This window comes from Streptomyces sp. NPDC020983 (genome assembly GCF_044333485.1).
GTDB lineage: Bacteria > Actinomycetota > Actinomycetes > Streptomycetales > Streptomycetaceae > Actinacidiphila.
Window position 1 is genome coordinate 108,197 of record NZ_JBIRRA010000005.1, and the last position, 15,465, is coordinate 123,661.

At 68.1% G+C, this 15,465-nt stretch carries 11 protein-coding genes and 2 pseudogenes; 6 read left to right on the forward strand and 7 right to left on the reverse strand.

What is annotated here, in order from left to right; genetic code table 11:
* Positions 1 to 159: 159 nt before the first annotated feature.
* Both ACH4SE_RS12330 and ACH4SE_RS12335 read right to left on the reverse strand, forming a co-directional pair.
* Positions 160 to 2,811: an NB-ARC domain-containing protein gene (locus ACH4SE_RS12330; protein WP_398543287.1), complete on the reverse strand. Its 2,652-nt coding sequence runs from the start codon at positions 2,809 to 2,811 to the stop codon at positions 160 to 162.
* Between the two features lie 735 nt (positions 2,812 to 3,546).
* Positions 3,547 to 4,497, reverse strand: coding sequence for a hypothetical protein (locus ACH4SE_RS12335; protein WP_398543288.1), 951 nt, complete (start codon positions 4,495 to 4,497; stop codon positions 3,547 to 3,549).
* 311 nt (positions 4,498 to 4,808) lie between these two features.
* Between ACH4SE_RS12335 and ACH4SE_RS12340 the strand changes: the two genes are divergently transcribed.
* The 3 genes from ACH4SE_RS12340 (at position 4,809) to ACH4SE_RS12350 (ending at position 5,880) form a co-directional block, all read left to right on the forward strand.
* Complete coding sequence (locus ACH4SE_RS12340) at positions 4,809 to 5,078, forward strand: type II toxin-antitoxin system Phd/YefM family antitoxin (RefSeq protein WP_398543289.1); 270 nt, start codon at positions 4,809 to 4,811, stop codon at positions 5,076 to 5,078.
* The gene (locus ACH4SE_RS12345) at positions 5,068 to 5,526 is read left to right on the forward strand and encodes a type II toxin-antitoxin system VapC family toxin (RefSeq protein ID WP_398543290.1); all 459 of its coding nucleotides are present in this window, start codon (positions 5,068 to 5,070) and stop codon (positions 5,524 to 5,526) included. The genes ACH4SE_RS12340 and ACH4SE_RS12345 overlap by 11 nt, the downstream gene beginning before the upstream one ends.
* Before the next feature lie 117 nt (positions 5,527 to 5,643).
* The gene (locus ACH4SE_RS12350) at positions 5,644 to 5,880 is read left to right on the forward strand and encodes a hypothetical protein (protein ID WP_398543291.1); all 237 of its coding nucleotides are present in this window, start codon (positions 5,644 to 5,646) and stop codon (positions 5,878 to 5,880) included.
* A 35-nt stretch (positions 5,881 to 5,915) separates the two neighbouring features.
* On the opposite strand, the gene ACH4SE_RS12355 is transcribed toward ACH4SE_RS12350, so the two are convergent.
* Complete coding sequence (locus ACH4SE_RS12355; protein WP_398543292.1) at positions 5,916 to 6,461, reverse strand: flavoprotein; 546 nt, start codon at positions 6,459 to 6,461, stop codon at positions 5,916 to 5,918.
* A pseudogene (locus ACH4SE_RS12360) lies at positions 6,458 to 6,589 on the reverse strand (transcriptional regulator); the annotation flags it as partial. The gene ACH4SE_RS12355 and the pseudogene ACH4SE_RS12360, both read right to left, overlap by 4 nt.
* Before the next feature lie 498 nt (positions 6,590 to 7,087).
* Between ACH4SE_RS12360 and ACH4SE_RS12365 the strand changes: the two are divergent.
* A pseudogene (locus tag ACH4SE_RS12365) lies at positions 7,088 to 7,569 on the forward strand (DUF4143 domain-containing protein).
* A gap of 334 nt (positions 7,570 to 7,903) precedes the next feature.
* On the forward strand, positions 7,904 to 9,451 hold the full coding sequence (locus ACH4SE_RS12370) for a PQQ-dependent sugar dehydrogenase (protein WP_398543293.1): 1,548 nt from the start codon (positions 7,904 to 7,906) through the stop codon (positions 9,449 to 9,451).
* An 815-nt stretch (positions 9,452 to 10,266) separates the two neighbouring features.
* Here the strand turns inward: ACH4SE_RS12370 and ACH4SE_RS12375 are convergent.
* From ACH4SE_RS12375 to ACH4SE_RS12385, 3 genes are all read right to left on the reverse strand, one after another.
* Complete coding sequence (locus tag ACH4SE_RS12375; protein ID WP_398543294.1) at positions 10,267 to 10,734, reverse strand: DIP1984 family protein; 468 nt, start codon at positions 10,732 to 10,734, stop codon at positions 10,267 to 10,269.
* Between the two features lie 358 nt (positions 10,735 to 11,092).
* Positions 11,093 to 12,856, reverse strand: a complete 1,764-nt coding sequence (locus tag ACH4SE_RS12380; RefSeq protein WP_398543295.1) for a thiamine pyrophosphate-dependent enzyme — start codon at positions 12,854 to 12,856, stop codon at positions 11,093 to 11,095.
* A gap of 34 nt (positions 12,857 to 12,890) precedes the next feature.
* Positions 12,891 to 14,474, reverse strand: coding sequence for an FMN-binding glutamate synthase family protein (locus ACH4SE_RS12385; protein WP_398543296.1), 1,584 nt, complete (start codon positions 14,472 to 14,474; stop codon positions 12,891 to 12,893).
* Positions 14,475 to 14,714: 240 nt separating this feature from the next.
* Between ACH4SE_RS12385 and ACH4SE_RS12390 the strand changes: the two genes are divergently transcribed.
* Positions 14,715 to 15,443 (forward strand): aminoglycoside phosphotransferase, encoded by a 729-nt coding sequence (locus ACH4SE_RS12390; protein ID WP_398543297.1) that lies wholly within the window; start codon positions 14,715 to 14,717, stop codon positions 15,441 to 15,443.
* The last annotated feature ends 22 nt before the right edge of the window (positions 15,444 to 15,465 follow it).

Genomic DNA, 15,465 nt, shown 5'->3' on the forward strand with positions numbered 1-15,465 from the left:
CCCCCATGACGCGAGCCTCTCAGATCACGGCCCTAACCTCTTATTTGCAGCAGGCCGGTCCGCAGAGGCCCGACGCGCGCCGAACGTTTACGGAACCATAATGACTCGCGCCGAAGCAGCTCCAACCCAAGTCTGCTTCTTCCTCCTTGCGTTGATCTCCTACTCATCCCCGAATATGGGAGATACATAGTTGGCACGCGGGCGATCACCTTTACCGTGCTCGTCAACTTCAAAAACCACGTGCATGCCGACAGGATTAATGGAGTCCCATCTCACGCCGCGCCCTTCTTTCACCGCCGACCCAGGAAAGAAGACATCACTGGGATAGTCGGGGTGCGAGATGAAACCGAACGTTCCGCGCCAGGCCTTGACTATGCCCCTAGGCGACGCATCTGAGCTACCACCTTGTCTCGGCTTAGCCACAGTAACCAAGCTCTCACAAAGGCTTGAAACTTCCTCACTAATGCCTGTCAAGCGATACAACCTGCCAACCCGCCCGGGGAAGTGACGCCACGCAATGCAGCGCTCAAAAAGGACAGCATGCCGTTTCACTCCCTTCAGAATGCGGACTGCATCGTTCTCGAATACAGGAGAAAACAAACCGGGCTCGCCAATCGCTCGCAGGAAAGCATTCGCGCTCTCAAGAAGTATTTCAGCTAGCCTTTGATCCCATGCCCCCAAGTCGAGCTCTTTGATTCCTTGAGAGAACCCCGCTGATGCTTTGTGGGCAGCCTCTATCGGACGTCGGTCGTCGTCAAGCAGTGACTCAGACCACCGACGCCAAGAATCGACCAGGCTGGTCAGAATAATCAGTCGGAGTCGCCCTCTACCAGTCATGTTCTCTAGAGCCCACTCAAGGTAAATCTGGGACTCTTCATAGTTACGCGCCCATAGATTGATTTTCCCAAGCAGTTGGGCAGTGTCAGCAGTCTGAAAGTGCTCATGTGCCGACTTAGCCAAAGGCAGAGCGGAATCTACGTCGTGACCGCGACCAGCAAGGTGCCCAGCAAAATAGTAGGAGATCACGGCTTTACCGGCATCGTCAGCTTTGCGCAAAGCCGCGCGGTAAAGAGAGCTAGCCTGGTCGATCTGATCATTCTGGGAAAGAATAAACGCTTCCACCCGGTCGACCTCCCAGAAATCGGGATTCAGTGCCCGAGCACGCGTCAGATAGCCTTGAGCACGCTCAATTTCTCCTGCCCGCGATTGCGCCAAAGCTAGCCGCAGGAGATGCGCCGTGGGCTCATCATGCGGAGAACGAACCCTGACAACGTTGGGGGCGAGTTGACGCTTGCTCTCATCAGCGCGACGCTGCTCCTCTGAGCGCTTGAATTCTTGCTCTCGCAGCAGCGTCCTATTGATGTCTGCTTTGGGCGGCGGCGCAACTCGACGCAAGAAGTGTCGGGCTGCCTCAGTTATCTGAACTCTCCAGATCAACTCGTCAGTCGGGTCAGGCTTCTGACTTACGAGCGAGCCTGCGCTTAGTTCCTTGACTGCTAGATTCAAGGAATCGATTGGCGAGTCGGTCAGGACTGCTAGTTCGTCGAATGTCGAAGATCGATCAAGAGCATAAAGGACGGATAGGATAGCTTTGGGCGTTTCACTCAGGGCATCAAATACCGACCGCACACAGAAGTCAATCAACTCGTCCTGATCAGTCAAAGTGGGGTGCGGTTCTCGCCCAGATTCAACAGAAAGGATGTACCATCGGATGGCCAAGGGGCTGAAGCGAAGACGAGCGACAATCTGCTCCACAGTTTCCTGCTTCAGGCTTGCCAAAAACTCCGCCCGCCCTCCGCGCACTCTAGCGAAAGAACGAAAAAGCGTCTGCGCGTCTTTTTTCTCCAACGGTGGAAGTGGGATTCTGCGCTCAATTTGCCCCACGCCGATCCTGCTAGTCATAAGATACGTGACATTATCTGGAAGTGTTTCATAAAGCGTCACGATCTCGCTACCGCTAACAGTTTCGAGGTTGTCGATGATAAGGAGGGTCTCAATTCCCTGCAATGCTTCGGCTAGCTCTTCAGCGCCGCCCTTGAAGTCATCCGCTAGGACCTTACCCAAGCTCTGAGTCGCGCCTGTGATATCGCGTACAGCACCAGCAATTTCAACGACCCCGTTGGCCGTTAGTCGCTCGGTCTTCAAAGATGTCCACAGAATGCACTCATAAGGAGAGTCGGGGTTGTCCAGGAGCGAGTAAGCCACATCGGAAGCGAGCGCCGTCTTACCGATTCCACCCTCTCCCGTGATAGTGATCATTGGCTCACGGCGCCTCAAGAGGTGTTTCACTATGGCATTGCACGACTGAGACCTTCCGATGAGGCCAGTGTCGTCATAATCGAACGGCGGAAGGTTATGGAGAATCCGGTCAGAATGGCGCCGATCTACGCCATTGAACGCCGGCTCCCATTCCGGCTCAGCACTCAACCTGTCCAAGATGTCGCGCACTGTTGGCCAAAATCGGCTTTTGAATTCTCGGCATGAACTTACCGCCTTCTCTGCATCTCCAGCCTGCAGTGGGCGCCCATGCATGACACGATTACGAATCGGTACGAGAGTGTCCATCCGCGGCGTGCCGAGACGCAGTTCCCGTGCCAGCTCCACCGGGAGCGCTTCTCGATGACGGTTTAGAATGTCGTACGCTTCACGCATGTCGAGATATTCGACAATAGAGAGCTCGTCGTCGCTGGCGTCGGCACGACGGCGATCAGCCGCCCGCGTGAAGCAATCACCCAATGCCTCGGCCTCACCCATGTGGTCGAGGATGAACCGCAGAATCATTTGCCGTACATCAGATTCGAACGAGTCCACGAGTACATAGAGCCGTGCACGCGTCATGCGAGTGTGAAGCAAGGGACCCCCTCAGCCTTGTCGACCTTAAGGCTAGGTGAAGAACGACACTGTGTCAGGCGAGTCGTCGCAGTAAGAACAGGCGCTTGTGGCACACAGGGCGCCGGAGACGAACATCCGGCGCGTCGCACTGGGGACGGCTAGGCCTTGCCTGATGGGTCCATCCCCGCGGGTGCGGGGAGCAGTCTGACTGACCTGCGAGTTTGCTACCGGGTGGACCCGCATGGAACCAACTTCAGAGAAAGCGATAAAAAGGACATTCCGTCCGCGGCATCATCACCCACGTCCCCAACGAACACAGTACGGCGGCCACATGGAACGCCGGGTGACGACCGCCCAGATGGCTGCAGCGCTCGCGCAGGCGCCACCCGCACCACTTCCGCACCAGCTCCAGCGGCATGCTGCGGACAGCCACGGGCCGACACGGGCGCGCGGACGCGCCGGACAGCACGCGGGCATCTGAACAGCAGGTACCTCGGCAGAGCCCCTGTGATTCCCAAGCTCAGAGCGCGGGTTCGATTCCCGTCATCCGCTCCATTCTTAAGCCCCAGGTCATGGACTTGGGGCCTTTTTGTTGTCCGACTAATTGAAGAACCAGCACCATTACGGCACCACATCTGGCGGTCAATTGGCGCGCACACCCGGCGCCTCGGATACGTCGGACTCGACGCCTGGTCGGACAGGCCCGCCGACAAATCAGTAGTCGCGGTCGTGGATCGCACGCAGCCACGGTTCGCGGACGGCCGGCATGCGCGCGAGGGTGTAACGGAACGCAGCGCCGGACGGCCGGAACGCCGTCGGCGGGTGCGGGGGCAGCGGATCGTCCCGCTCCTCACCCTCCGGCAGACCGCCGACCACCGGGAGCCGCGTCCGATGGGGCGGGAAGGCCAACTCGGCCCAGAGTGCCGCCTCGACGGGCACGGCCTCGGCGCCGCCACTCGGCTGCCAGACCTCTCCGGTCTGCGGATGGACCGGTACCAACGCCAACTCGGCAGCCGGCTCGCCGAGCCCCGGCCCCGCCAGATCCAGCCGCTTGGCGCACTCCCTGCCGGGCAGCAGCGCCGCCAGTGCCCGGCCGAAGATCTCTGCGACCGGACCAGCTGCCGCCTGGACCGGTTCGCCCCGGGCGGCCACGACCACATGGGCGAGAGCCACGCCCGCCGGGATGTCCCGATACCCGCTCAGCCCCTGCCACAGCGCACCCTCGGCCGGCAGCTCGGCCCAGTCCATGACCGGCCGCTCCGGCGGCCCGGGCAGGCGGAGCACCGCCTGCGGGAGGAGCCGGACCACCTGCCACTGGCCGCAGTCGTCGATCCGGGTCCCCACCGGCACTCCACAGCCCAGGCAGGCGAGGTTCGGGCCGCCGCTGCCGTTGATCCCCCTGCAGTAGCCCTCGGTCCGCTCCGCGATCAGCCCGGTGCCGCACATGTCGCCGGGCGCAAGCACAACGGTGCCCCGCGGCCCGTAGGACAGGCAGGCGACCGGCGCGAAGACCCCACGCCCGGCGGCCTCCAGCGCTCCGACCTCCTCCCACAGCCGCCAGGGCGGCCCGTAGGGCTCGGGGTCGACGGCGTAGGCCCCCGCCTCCAGGAGCGGCGGGTGCAGTTGTTCCCAGTAGGTGTCGCGCAGGTGCACCGGCAGTGTCACCTGCGACACCCCCGCCGTCAGTACGCCCCCACACGCCGCACACCCGAACACCGCCAAGCTGCCCCATCCCGCCGTCGAAACCCCTGCATCCCACCGAACCGGGCCCTTGCCGGCAAGGGGTTTCAGTCCACAGTGGACACCCCACCGGGCGGCGGTGGGGTTTTCCCGTGGGGCGCCGGGCTTGTTCGGCCTCCGGGCGCTGGTCCCGTGCTTGCGGCCCGCCTGTCGCGGGGAATCCGGCCGAAGGGGTCTGACAGTGCTCGCATCCGCACCGCGGATCACATGGTGCTACCGGGTGCTACGCTGAAGAAATGCCAGCGCAACCCGAGATCACGCAGCGCGACCTGCGCAGCCGTTCAAAAGAGATCATGGACGCCGTCCAGGGCGGTCAGTCCTTCACCGTCACCCGCGACGGGCACCAGATCGGGGAGCTGATCCCGCTCCGTCGGCGTCGGCGATTCGTACCGCGCTCGGAGTTCGCCGCGATGTCCCGCACCGCGTCGGACGTCTCCTTGGAGGCGTTCCGGGCCGATCAGGACGCCACCGCCGAGCAGGGGACGGACGACCCGTATGCCCGCTGAGTACGCCCAGGGCCTGCTCGACACCAACACCGTGATCCTGCGCAAGTGGCTCGACCCCGCGGAACTCCCCGCCGAGGTGGCGATCAGCGCCATCACCCTCGCCGAACTCTCCGCGGGGCCCCACGAGGTGCGCAGGAACGAGGAACAGAGCGACTACGACGAGCACGCGGAAAGGGGCCGACGCCTGGACATCCTCCAGCGCGCCGAGAACGAGTTCGATCCCATCCCCTTCGACGCCGAAGCCGCCCGCATATACGGCAGGGTCTGCGCAGCCGTGATCGGAGCCGGACGCAAGCCACGGCGCCGGGTCGCCGACCTCATGATCGCCTCCATCGCCATCGCCGAAGAGCTGCCCCTTTTCACCACCAACCCCGACGACTACAAGGGCCTCGACGGCCTCCTCACCGTCGTTCCCGTCACCCGGCCCACCGTCCTCCACGACCGGTAGGGCGCGGCCGCCGCGCCACATCCGCACCAGGTGCAGCGGTACGGGGCGGTCAGCCGCGGTCGGCAACGGAACCGGCGCACATGCGCTCCTCGGAGCGAAACGCGCCACTGACCAGCGGTGGATGCCAGTGAAACCCGGGCGTGGCTCGGACCGGATATCCCGGCAGAACTCAACGCAGACTTCCGCCGCGACGTGTTCACCCCCATATCCGTCGCGGACCGCGTCTACTACCTGCGCGAGCTGGACGACGCGGAATTCCACGACTGGGGAGGCGTACACGACCAATTTCACGAATTCATCCTCGTCAGCCGCCGAGCCGCCCGCATCACCCTCCTCGTCGCAGCCGACGACTGAAGCCGCGGAGCGGGCGGAACGGAGCGCTGGGAGGGTCAGGCATCGGGACGGAGGTTCGGGGCCAGCAACTCCAGGGCCTCTTCCCATCGGAAGCGGTCCGCCCCGCCTCCCGACTTCGGAGGGTGCGGCTCGTAGCTGCTGATCCGTACGCCCATCGACCGCAGGCGCGCCAGGCTCTCGGCGTACGCCGGGTGGGCGGCCATCGCGCTGTTCACGTACGGCAGTACGGCCGTCGGGATACCGAGGCCGTACGCCTCGCACAGGATGCCCAGCGCCAGCGTGTCCGAGATCCCCGCCGCCCACTTGTTGATCGTGTTGAACGTCGCCGGCGCCACCGCGATCGCGTCCGCGGGCGGCAGCGGGCGCACGTCACCCGGCCGGCGCCACGCCGAACGCACCGGATACCCCGTCCGCGCCTCCACCGCCGCCTCGTCGATGAAGCCCAGCCCCAACGGCGTGGCCACCACGCCCACGCCCCAACCCTGTTCCTGAGCAGCCGAGATGAGCGTCCCCACATCCGGGGCCACGCCCGCCGCGCACACCACGACGTACAGGAACGGTCCCTCTGGCGAAACACTCACGCGGGCACTCCCAACCGACGAGCGACGTGATGCAGTTGCGGCAGCGTACGACGACGGCCACGCGCGGCCATGCCGGCCACCGACTCCAGCACAGCCGGTCGGCGCCCGTCCTGGGCGGCCCGGCGTTCCGGTACCGGGAGGCGGACGAAGCCACCCTTGGCGGGATGCGTGCGGCACTGTCGAAGGCGGCGGCGCGGCCGGTCGCGTCCGTGTCCGCCGTCGCCTCCGGGCACCCGGGCTACCAGCCGATCCGGCGTACGAACGTCCGGCCGATTGAGCAAAACAGGCCCGACGATTGTGGCATTTCCGGGGCGGCCGATCGGGCGTCATGACTCCTGATCGTCGTGAGCTCCGCCGCTACCTGCTGACGGGGTCCACCCGATACGAGACCTTGCCCGCGACCGGCCAGTCCCTGACCGGACGCGCCCACGTCGCCACGATGCGGCCCCTCTCCCAGGGCGAACTGCTCGCTCGGCGCGAAACCGCCCCCGACGCCCTGGTCTCGGACCCCACCGCACTGATCAGCGCCGAGCCCACCGATGCCTCAAGGGCGGACTACGAGCGGATCGTGCTGACCGGCGGCTTCCCGCAGCGTCGTGCGGGACTACATCGGCCTGCTCCAGGCCGTGTTCCTGGTCCACCGGCTCGAGGCGTTCGGGCGCTCGGTCACCAGCCGGTCCACACGCACACCCGAGATCCACGCGGTCGACACCGGTCTGGCCGCCTACCTCCTGGCGTCACGGAGCAGAAACTCGCGGCCCGGGCACCCTCCGTGCTCACCCAGTTCGGCCACCTGGTCGAGACCTTCACCGTCAACGAACTCATCAAACAGGCCGGGTGGGCCCAGACGGCGGTGACTTGTTCCCACTACCAGACGAAGGACCAACAGGAGGTCGACCTCGTCGTCGAAACCGACGCGGGCGTGGTGGCCGGAGCCGAGGTCAAGGCCTCCTCGACCACAACCGACAACGACTTTCGCGGCCTCAGAGCGCTGCGGGACAGACTCGGTGACGACTTCACCGGCGGAGTACTGGTCAATCTGGGCAACAGGTCCTACACCTATGAGGACAAGCTCCACGTCATCCCGCTGGAGACCCTGTGGCGATGAGGGCCGCACCCGGTCGCCCACCGGACAGTCCGGCGGAGGTCCCTGCCGTCGACGGCCGTCCCGGTGCCGACTGCCTGCGAGCGGCCCTCGCCTCGTCCATCCCCGATCCACCGTCTCCGCGCACGGACCCGGCCATGGACCCGGCCGCGAATCCGGTGACCGCCCCGGTTTCGCCGGTGACTTCGAAGACTCTCACCGACATCCGCGGCGAGATGGCCTGGCACCTAGGGGGGAGAGGCAGTAGCGTCCCGCGAGGCACATGTAGTCCCGACGAAAGTACGGTCCCGCACTGCTCGTTCGCTTCCCGAACGGGTCCCCCCTCGCTGGAGCCGCAATGTTGAGACAGTTACGTCGCCGATGGATCGGCCTGCTGCTCGCACTCCCGGTGCTCGTGACCGGCCCCCTCTCCCTCCCCGCCTCGTCCGCCGAGGCCCCGCTCTCCACGGAGTCGCGGGCCGTCGCCTCGGCGGTACCGCTGGAGGAGATCACCGCGACCACCACCCAGGTCGCCTCCGGCCTGCAACGCCCGACGGCCCTGGCCGCGCCCGACGACGGCACAGGGCGGCTGTTCATCACCGAGAAGTTCGGAAGGGTTCGCGTCTACGACCCGGCCACCGGGCTCGCCTCCACCCCGCTGCTGGACATCACGTCCCAGGTGGACTCGTCGGACAACGAGCGCGGACTGCTCGGCATCGCCCTCCCCCCGGACTTCGTCCAGAGCCGGCAGCTCTACCTCGCCTTCACCGCGCTGCCCGACGGCGCGGTCACCCTGGCCCGCTACAGCCTCGCCGACGCGCGCCTCGAGGTCCTGCTGCAGCAGCCGCACGCCGACTACACCAACCACAACGGTGGCCAGCTCGCCTTCGGCCCCGACGGCAAGCTGTACTGGGGCATCGGCGACGGCGGTGGTGCCGGTGACCCCTTCGACAGCGGGCAGCGGACCGACATCTTGCTCGGCAAGATCCTCCGCCTCGACGTGAGCCGCAGTTGCGGTGCACTCCCGTACTGCATCCCCGCGGACAACCCGTTCGCCGGGGTCGCCGGCGCCCGCGGCGAGATCTGGGTGTGGGGCGCCCGCAACCCCTGGCGGTTCTCCTTCGACCCCACGGACGGGTCGATGTGGGTGGCTGACGTCGGCCAGGGCCTGTGGGAGGAGGTCGACCACCTGGCGCGCGACGAGCAGCCCGGAACCAACCTGGGCTGGTCGTGCTATGAGGGGCCGCAGGTCTTCGACGCGTCCCAGTGCTCGTCCGGTGCCCGCTACCGCGCCCAGGACTTCTACTACTCGCACTACAACGGCAGCTGCGCGGTCATCGGCGGCCAGGTCTACCGCGGCCGGCAGTTCGCCGACCTGGCCGGCGGCACGTACATCGCCACCGACTACTGCACGTCCACCATCTGGGCGCTGCGCCCCGACAGCAACGGCGTCCTCCGCCAGGCCGCGATCGGCCAGATGCCCACCCAGGTGACGGCTTTCGGGTCCACCCCTGACGGCGAGCTCTACGTGGTCAACGACCTCCCCGGCGGCCTGCACCGGGTTTCGTTCGCCCACACGACGCCGACCTGCCAGGTCGCCGTCACGACGAACGTCTGGGGCACCGGCATGGCCGTCTATCTCACCGTCACGAACAGGGGCACAACCCCGATCAACGGCTGGGCGCTGGACTTCCCGCTGCCCTATGGGCAGGCTGTCATCTCGGACTGGAACACCACCCTGACCAACATCGGCGACCTTTACACCGCGTCCGACTCCGGATACAACTCGGCAATCCCGCCGGGCGGCTCCGTCACCCTGGGCTATCTGGCCTCCCACACGGACGACCGGTCCGCACCGGGCCGCTTCCTTCTCAACAAGGCGCCCTGCGCCCGCACCGGAAGCTGAGGAGACAGGGAACCGGCCGACGTCGGTACCACCGGCAGGCTGCCGTGGTACCGACGGCCGTTCCCCGTCAGTGCCGCCGAGCGACAGGGCTCACTGGTCGCCGCGTCGGCGAACGCACGCCCACGCTCTACCGCCGGCGTCGGGTCCATCCCCGCAGGCGCGGGGAGCATTCTGACTGACCTGCGCGTTTCCCATGGAGTCGACCCGCTTGGGACCAGCTTCCAGGAAAGCGAAAAGCGGGCATGCCGCCCGCGAAGCCACCCGCCACGTTCCCAACACCATGGCGTAAGCGGACCGAATCGCCGGTCAGATCCACAGCCGTCGCCTGCCGCACAGCCGGGGACGGAGCGGCCATCGCTGGGGGGAGCGAGCAGGTTCTGCCTGGCAGGCCATCGCTCCTCTGCCATGGACACCGGAGTGGGCGCGCGCCGAGGTGGGTCCGCCACAGGCGAACCCCGCGGGAGTCCGCGCGCCACCGGGCAGTCGCAGTCCTGGAACCTGCTTCCGAGCGGCAGGGAGCAGGGAGCCGTGGCGGCCCGATTTCCGGACCGTGCGCATTGGCGTCGGCCCCTGTTCTCACGGTGATGTGGATGCCCCGTTCCCGCCCTCGCCGTCGCGGATCTGCACGTGGTGATGTGCTGTGCGGTGTGCACGGTCACTTGTGCACGATGCTGAGCTGCGTTGTCCGTGGGGAGTCGAACCCCTGCGCTGCTCCTCGCGCACCAAGAGAGGGCCGGATATACCGCCGGCCCACGGTCTGTGCACGCCTCCGCTGCGGCTACCTGCTCCACATCGTCGTCAAGTGGCCACCGTGGTCAGTCCAGGAGGTCGGCCTCCCAGTTGGTGCGCTGGATCCGCATGTCCAGTTCGCGGATCTCCCGGGCGAGTACATCCGCCTGCGCACGCAGTTCGACGACCGGAAGCGCGGACAGCATCGTCAGCTCGGATCGCAATTGGCGGACGGCACGTTGGTCGCGGCCAGAAGCGGCCTCGGCTGCCGCGGTGATCACGGCATGGCGCAGCCGCAGCACGTCACGGCGCGCAAGTGCGTCGGTTACCGTGCCGTCGTCACCCATCACCACCGCGGCGTTGGTCCGATTGATCCGGCGGATCAGCGACTCCAGGGAATCGAGTACCTCGCCGGCCTCCGCGAGTAGCAGCCCCGCGTCCTCTGCGGGCGTCTCACCCTCCTGGTACCGCGCACTGCTCACCACCCGCGAACGCAGCTGCTCCACGCGCCGCGACGCATCCGACCGCTGCGCCAATGCCTCGGCGAGTTTCAACCGTCCCACCTCCACTCCTCGTCGACCCCGGACAAGTGTGCAGGTCCGACGCGGTCTCCGCACCCGGGTTAACGGTCTGCCCGCGTCGCAGAACCGCCCCGGCGCCCACCCGACCGCACGTTCTCCGCCTGCGCCGGCCGGGCTTGTTCCACAGCCTCTGCGGCAGCGCTGGAGCCCGGTCTCCGTGGCGCCGGGCCGCCGTCCTCCACGACTGGTAGGGCGTGGCGGCCGCACCACACCCGCGCCATGCGTCACCGGCGCCACGGCAAGCGCATCGGCCGGAAGCCGGCCGCCCGGTCCGGCCGGCGGTCCGTACGCAACCTCCGGCACCGGCGGCGCAGGTGGCGGTTCGCACCGTTCAGGCTGGTGCGGAGTCGTCACCGTGGCTGCGGACGATCTCCTTCATCTTGGCGACGGCGAACCCCCAGCCCTGCTGGACGGTGGGCTTGGCGGGGACGGCGATCTCGTCGGGGTTGGTGAGGACGTCGAGGAGGACGGGCCCCGGGGTGGCCAGGGCGGTGCGGACGGCGTCGTCGAGTGCGGCGGGGTCGGTGACACGGATGCCGGTGAGGCCGAGGGCTGTCGCGACGGCGGCGAAGTCGGGGTTGTCCAGGACGGTGCCGAATTCCGGAAGGCCCGACTGCTCCTGCTCCAGCTTGACCATGCCGAGCCGGCGGTTGTCGAAGACGACCAGCGTGACCGGCAGGTCGTACGTCCTGAGCGTCATCAGGTCACCGAGCAGCATGCTCAGGCCGCCGTCTCCGCAGAACGCCACGACCTGGCGTTCACGGTCCAGCATCTGCGCGCCCAGCGCGTGCGGCATGGCGTTGGCCATGGAGCCGAGGTTGTACGAGCCGAGCAGCCGGCGGGTGCCCCGCATCTCGACGAAGCGGGACAGCCAGACGGTCGCCATGCCCGTGTCGGAGGTGAAGACCGCGTCGTCGGCGGCGTGCCGGTCGACCGCGGCCGCCAGTGCCTCGGGGCGAATGCCGTGCTCGCGGTTGTCCAGCGCCGAACGGACCCGGCCGATCAGGCCCCTGTCGTGGTCGGGGGCGGCCAGCCTGGCCTGCCCCTCGCGCCAGGACGCGAAGCGCCCGACCGCCTTCTCCAGGTGCCCGCGGTCGCGGGCCTCCCCGTCACCGGGTGGCATCGCGGACAGCTCGGCCAGCAGGTCCCGGACGGTCACGCCGACGTCTCCGACCAGTCCGATCTCGACGGGAACCCGGCGGCCGATGTGGGTCGGTTCCGTGTCGACCTGGACCACGGTCGCACCCTCGGGGTACCAGTCGCGGTAGGGGAAGTCGGTGCCGAGCAGCAGCAGGGTGTCGGCCTCCTGGAGGCTGGAGGCGGCGGCGGGGTTGCCGATCAGGCCGGTCTGGCCGACCTGGAAGGGGTTGTCGCCCTCGAAGCCCTCCTTGGCCTTCAGTGTGAGGACCATGGGCGCCGCCAGTCGCTCGGCGAGGGCCAGGACCTGGTCACGGGCGTCCCGGGCGCCGCGGCCGACGAGCAGGGTGACGCGCTCGGACCGGTCGAGCAGGGCGGCCGCGGCGCGGACCGCGTCGCCGTCGGGCCGGGTCGTGGGCGTGGTGAGCGAGAACCGGGTCCGCCGGTCCGCGTCGAGTTCCTTGTCCCCGATGTCGCCGGGGACGGAGAGCACGGCAACCCCCCTGCGCCCGAGCGCGGTGCGGACCGCGGTCTCCAGCAGCAGCGGCATCTGCTCCGGGGAGGTCACCGTGGCGCGGAAGACCGCGACGTCGCTGAACAGGGCGTCGTTGTCGACCTCCTGGAAGTAGTCGCTGCCGAGTTCGGGCAGCGGCACCTGGCCGGCTATGGCCAGCACCGGGGTGCGGCTCTTGGCCGCGTCGTAGAGGCCGTTGAGCAGGTGCACCGAGCCCGGACCGACCGTCCCCATGCAGACCCCGAGCCCCCCGGTGAGCTGTGACTGCGCGCTCGCGGCGAAGGCCGCCGCCTCCTCGTGCCGGCAGCCCACCCACTCCACGCCGTCGGAGGTGCGGATGGCGTCGGTCAACGGGTTCAGGGCGTCGCCGACCACCCCGAAGACCTGGCCCACGCCGAGTTCGGCCAGGGCGTCCACGATGACGCGGGCAACGGTACGGGCCACGGTTCCTCCAGTTCGGGGACAAGGCGGACGGATCTCAGACGGTGAAGCGGTCGGGATCGGCGGCGGACCAGTCGGCCGCCCACGAGGCGGGCGGCTCGGCCCGCAACTGCCCCGGCGACAGCCACTCGTACAGTTCGTCGTAGGAGCGGACCGTGTGGGGGTCGATCCGCCGGCGCACCATGTGCGGGCGCAGCTGCGCCGGGTCGGTGACGCCCATGGACGCCATGATCTGGAGCGCGCTGGCGACCGTCGCCTCCTGGAGCCGCTGCACGCGGGCGGACTTGTCGCCGACGTCGAGGGCACGGGCGCGCCGCGGATCCTGCGTGGTGACGCCTGTCGGGCAGGTGTTGGTGTGGCAGCGCTGCGCCTGGATGCATCCGACGGCGAACATCATGGCGCGCGCGGCGTTCCCGTAGTCCGCACCCTGGACCATGCGCTTGACGAGGTCGCTGCCCGTGGCGATCTTGCCGCTGGCGCCGATCCGGATCCGATCCCGCAACCCCGCGCCGACCAGGGCGTTGTGCACGGTGATCAGGCCCTCGGTGAGGGGGCTGCCGACGTGGTCGGCGAACTCCAGCGGCGCCGCCCCGGTGCCTCCCTCGGCGCCGTCGACGATGATGAAGTCCGGCGTGGTGCCCTCCTCGATCATCGCCTTGCAGACGGCGAGGAACTGGCGGCGCGAGCCGACGCACAGCTTGAAGCCGGCCGGCTTCCCGCCCGACAGCTCCCGCATCCGGGCGACGAACCGCACCAGTTCGCGGGGCGTGCCGAACACCCGGTGGTACGGGGGTGAGACGACGGTCCTCCCCTGCGGGACACCCCGCACGCGGGCGATCTCCGCGTTCACCTTCGGGCCGGGCAGTACCCCGCCGATACCGGGCTTGGCGCCTTGCGACAGCTTCAGCGAGACGCATTTGACGCTGTCGTGCGCGGCCTTGTCCGCGAACTCCCCCGGGTCGAAGTCCCCGTCGCCGGTGCGGCAGCCGAAATAGCCGGTGCCGATCTCCCAGACGAGGTCGCCGCCGTGCCGCAGGTGGTACTCCGACAGACCGCCCTCCCCGGTGTCGTGCGCGAAACCACCGGCGGCGGCGCCCTTGTTGAGCGCCAGGACCGCCTGCGCGGACAGCGAGCCGAAGCTCATGGCGGACACGTTGAGCAGCGCCATGTCGTACGGCCTGGTGCAGTCCGGGCCGCCGATCCGCACCCGCGGCGCCGTGTCGGGGACCGGACGCGGGGCCATCGACGGCACGAGGAACTCGTGGCCCGGGCGGTAGACGTCGCGTTCGGTGCCGTAGGGCTCCTCGGCGTCGGTGCCCTTGGCGCGCTCGTAGACGATGCTCCGGGTGTCGCGGTCGAACGGCCGGCCGTCGAAGTTGCGCTCGACGAAGTACTGCTGCAGCTCGGGGCGGATCTTCTCCAGCAGGTAGCGGGCGTGGCCGATCACCGGGTAGTTGCGCAGCACCGAGTGGCGCCGTTGCAGCAGGTCGTACGCGCCCAGCAGGCCGAGGAGGGCTAGAGGCGCCGCGGCCACCCACCACCAGGCCGAGGTGCCCAGGGCTGCGATGAGCGCCGCGGCAGCCAGAAGAAGGGTCAGGGCCACCGCTCCGAATCTCGTCACCTCAGGCGCATTACCGGAGAACGCACCTCCACGCCGCCCGCCGCGTCAAGCTCTGGTCATGAGCGCCGGGCCCGGTGCAGGCCCGCCGGCAGGCCTTCGACGATGCCGCGGGACGTGACCTCGGGGGCGTGAGCACGCGTTGGGCGGGCACACTCCCGACAACCGCACCGGGGAGGACCTGTGGCCCGCGTTGATTGGTCCGAGCTGCCGTCGGTAGTGCGTGTCGCAGTGTCAGCCCAAGTGGGTGCGGTGCTGGACGCGACACCGGTGGCCCATGGGTTGACCTGCCACATGGCCGCGGTTCTCACCACCGCCGACGGGCGCGTCTTCGTGAAGGGTGTGTCGGCGGGCGACGCGGAGGGCATGGCGGGACAGAGCTGGGAGACGGCGGTGAACCCGCTGGTGGCCGGAGTGGCGCCGCTGATGCTGGCTCGGGTGACGGCGGGCGGCTGGGACGTGCTGATCTTCGAATGCGTCGACGGGCGGCACGCCGACCTGTCCCCGGAGAGCCCGGATGTGGCTCTGGTGACAAAAGCCCTGCAGGCGACCCAGGATGTGGCGGCGGGCGGCCTGGCGCCGCGGCTCGCCGACCGGTTCGGGAACCACCTGGACGATGCGGGGCGTCTGCTGCTCGCCGGTGACGCCCTGCTGCACACGGACACCGACCCGCAGAACATGCTGATCGCCGGTGACCGCGCATACATGGCGGACTGGGCGAAGGTCGCCGCGGGGCCGGCCTGGGTGGATGTGGCGTACATGGCGGTCCTGCTGATGGAAGCCGGGTGGCCGTCGGCCGACGCGCTCGACTGGGCCCGGCAGTTCGAGTCGTGGCGACGGGCCGACCCCGTGGCCGTGCACGCGCTTGTCGCCGCCACCTGCCGCGCGGGGGAGGCCCGCTTCGGGGAGGCCGGTGCCCAGCCCGGTAAGCGGCGCTTCCAGGCTCTTCTGGCCCGGGACGCAGCCGCCTGACGTCAGCGGTGGGTTGCCGTCG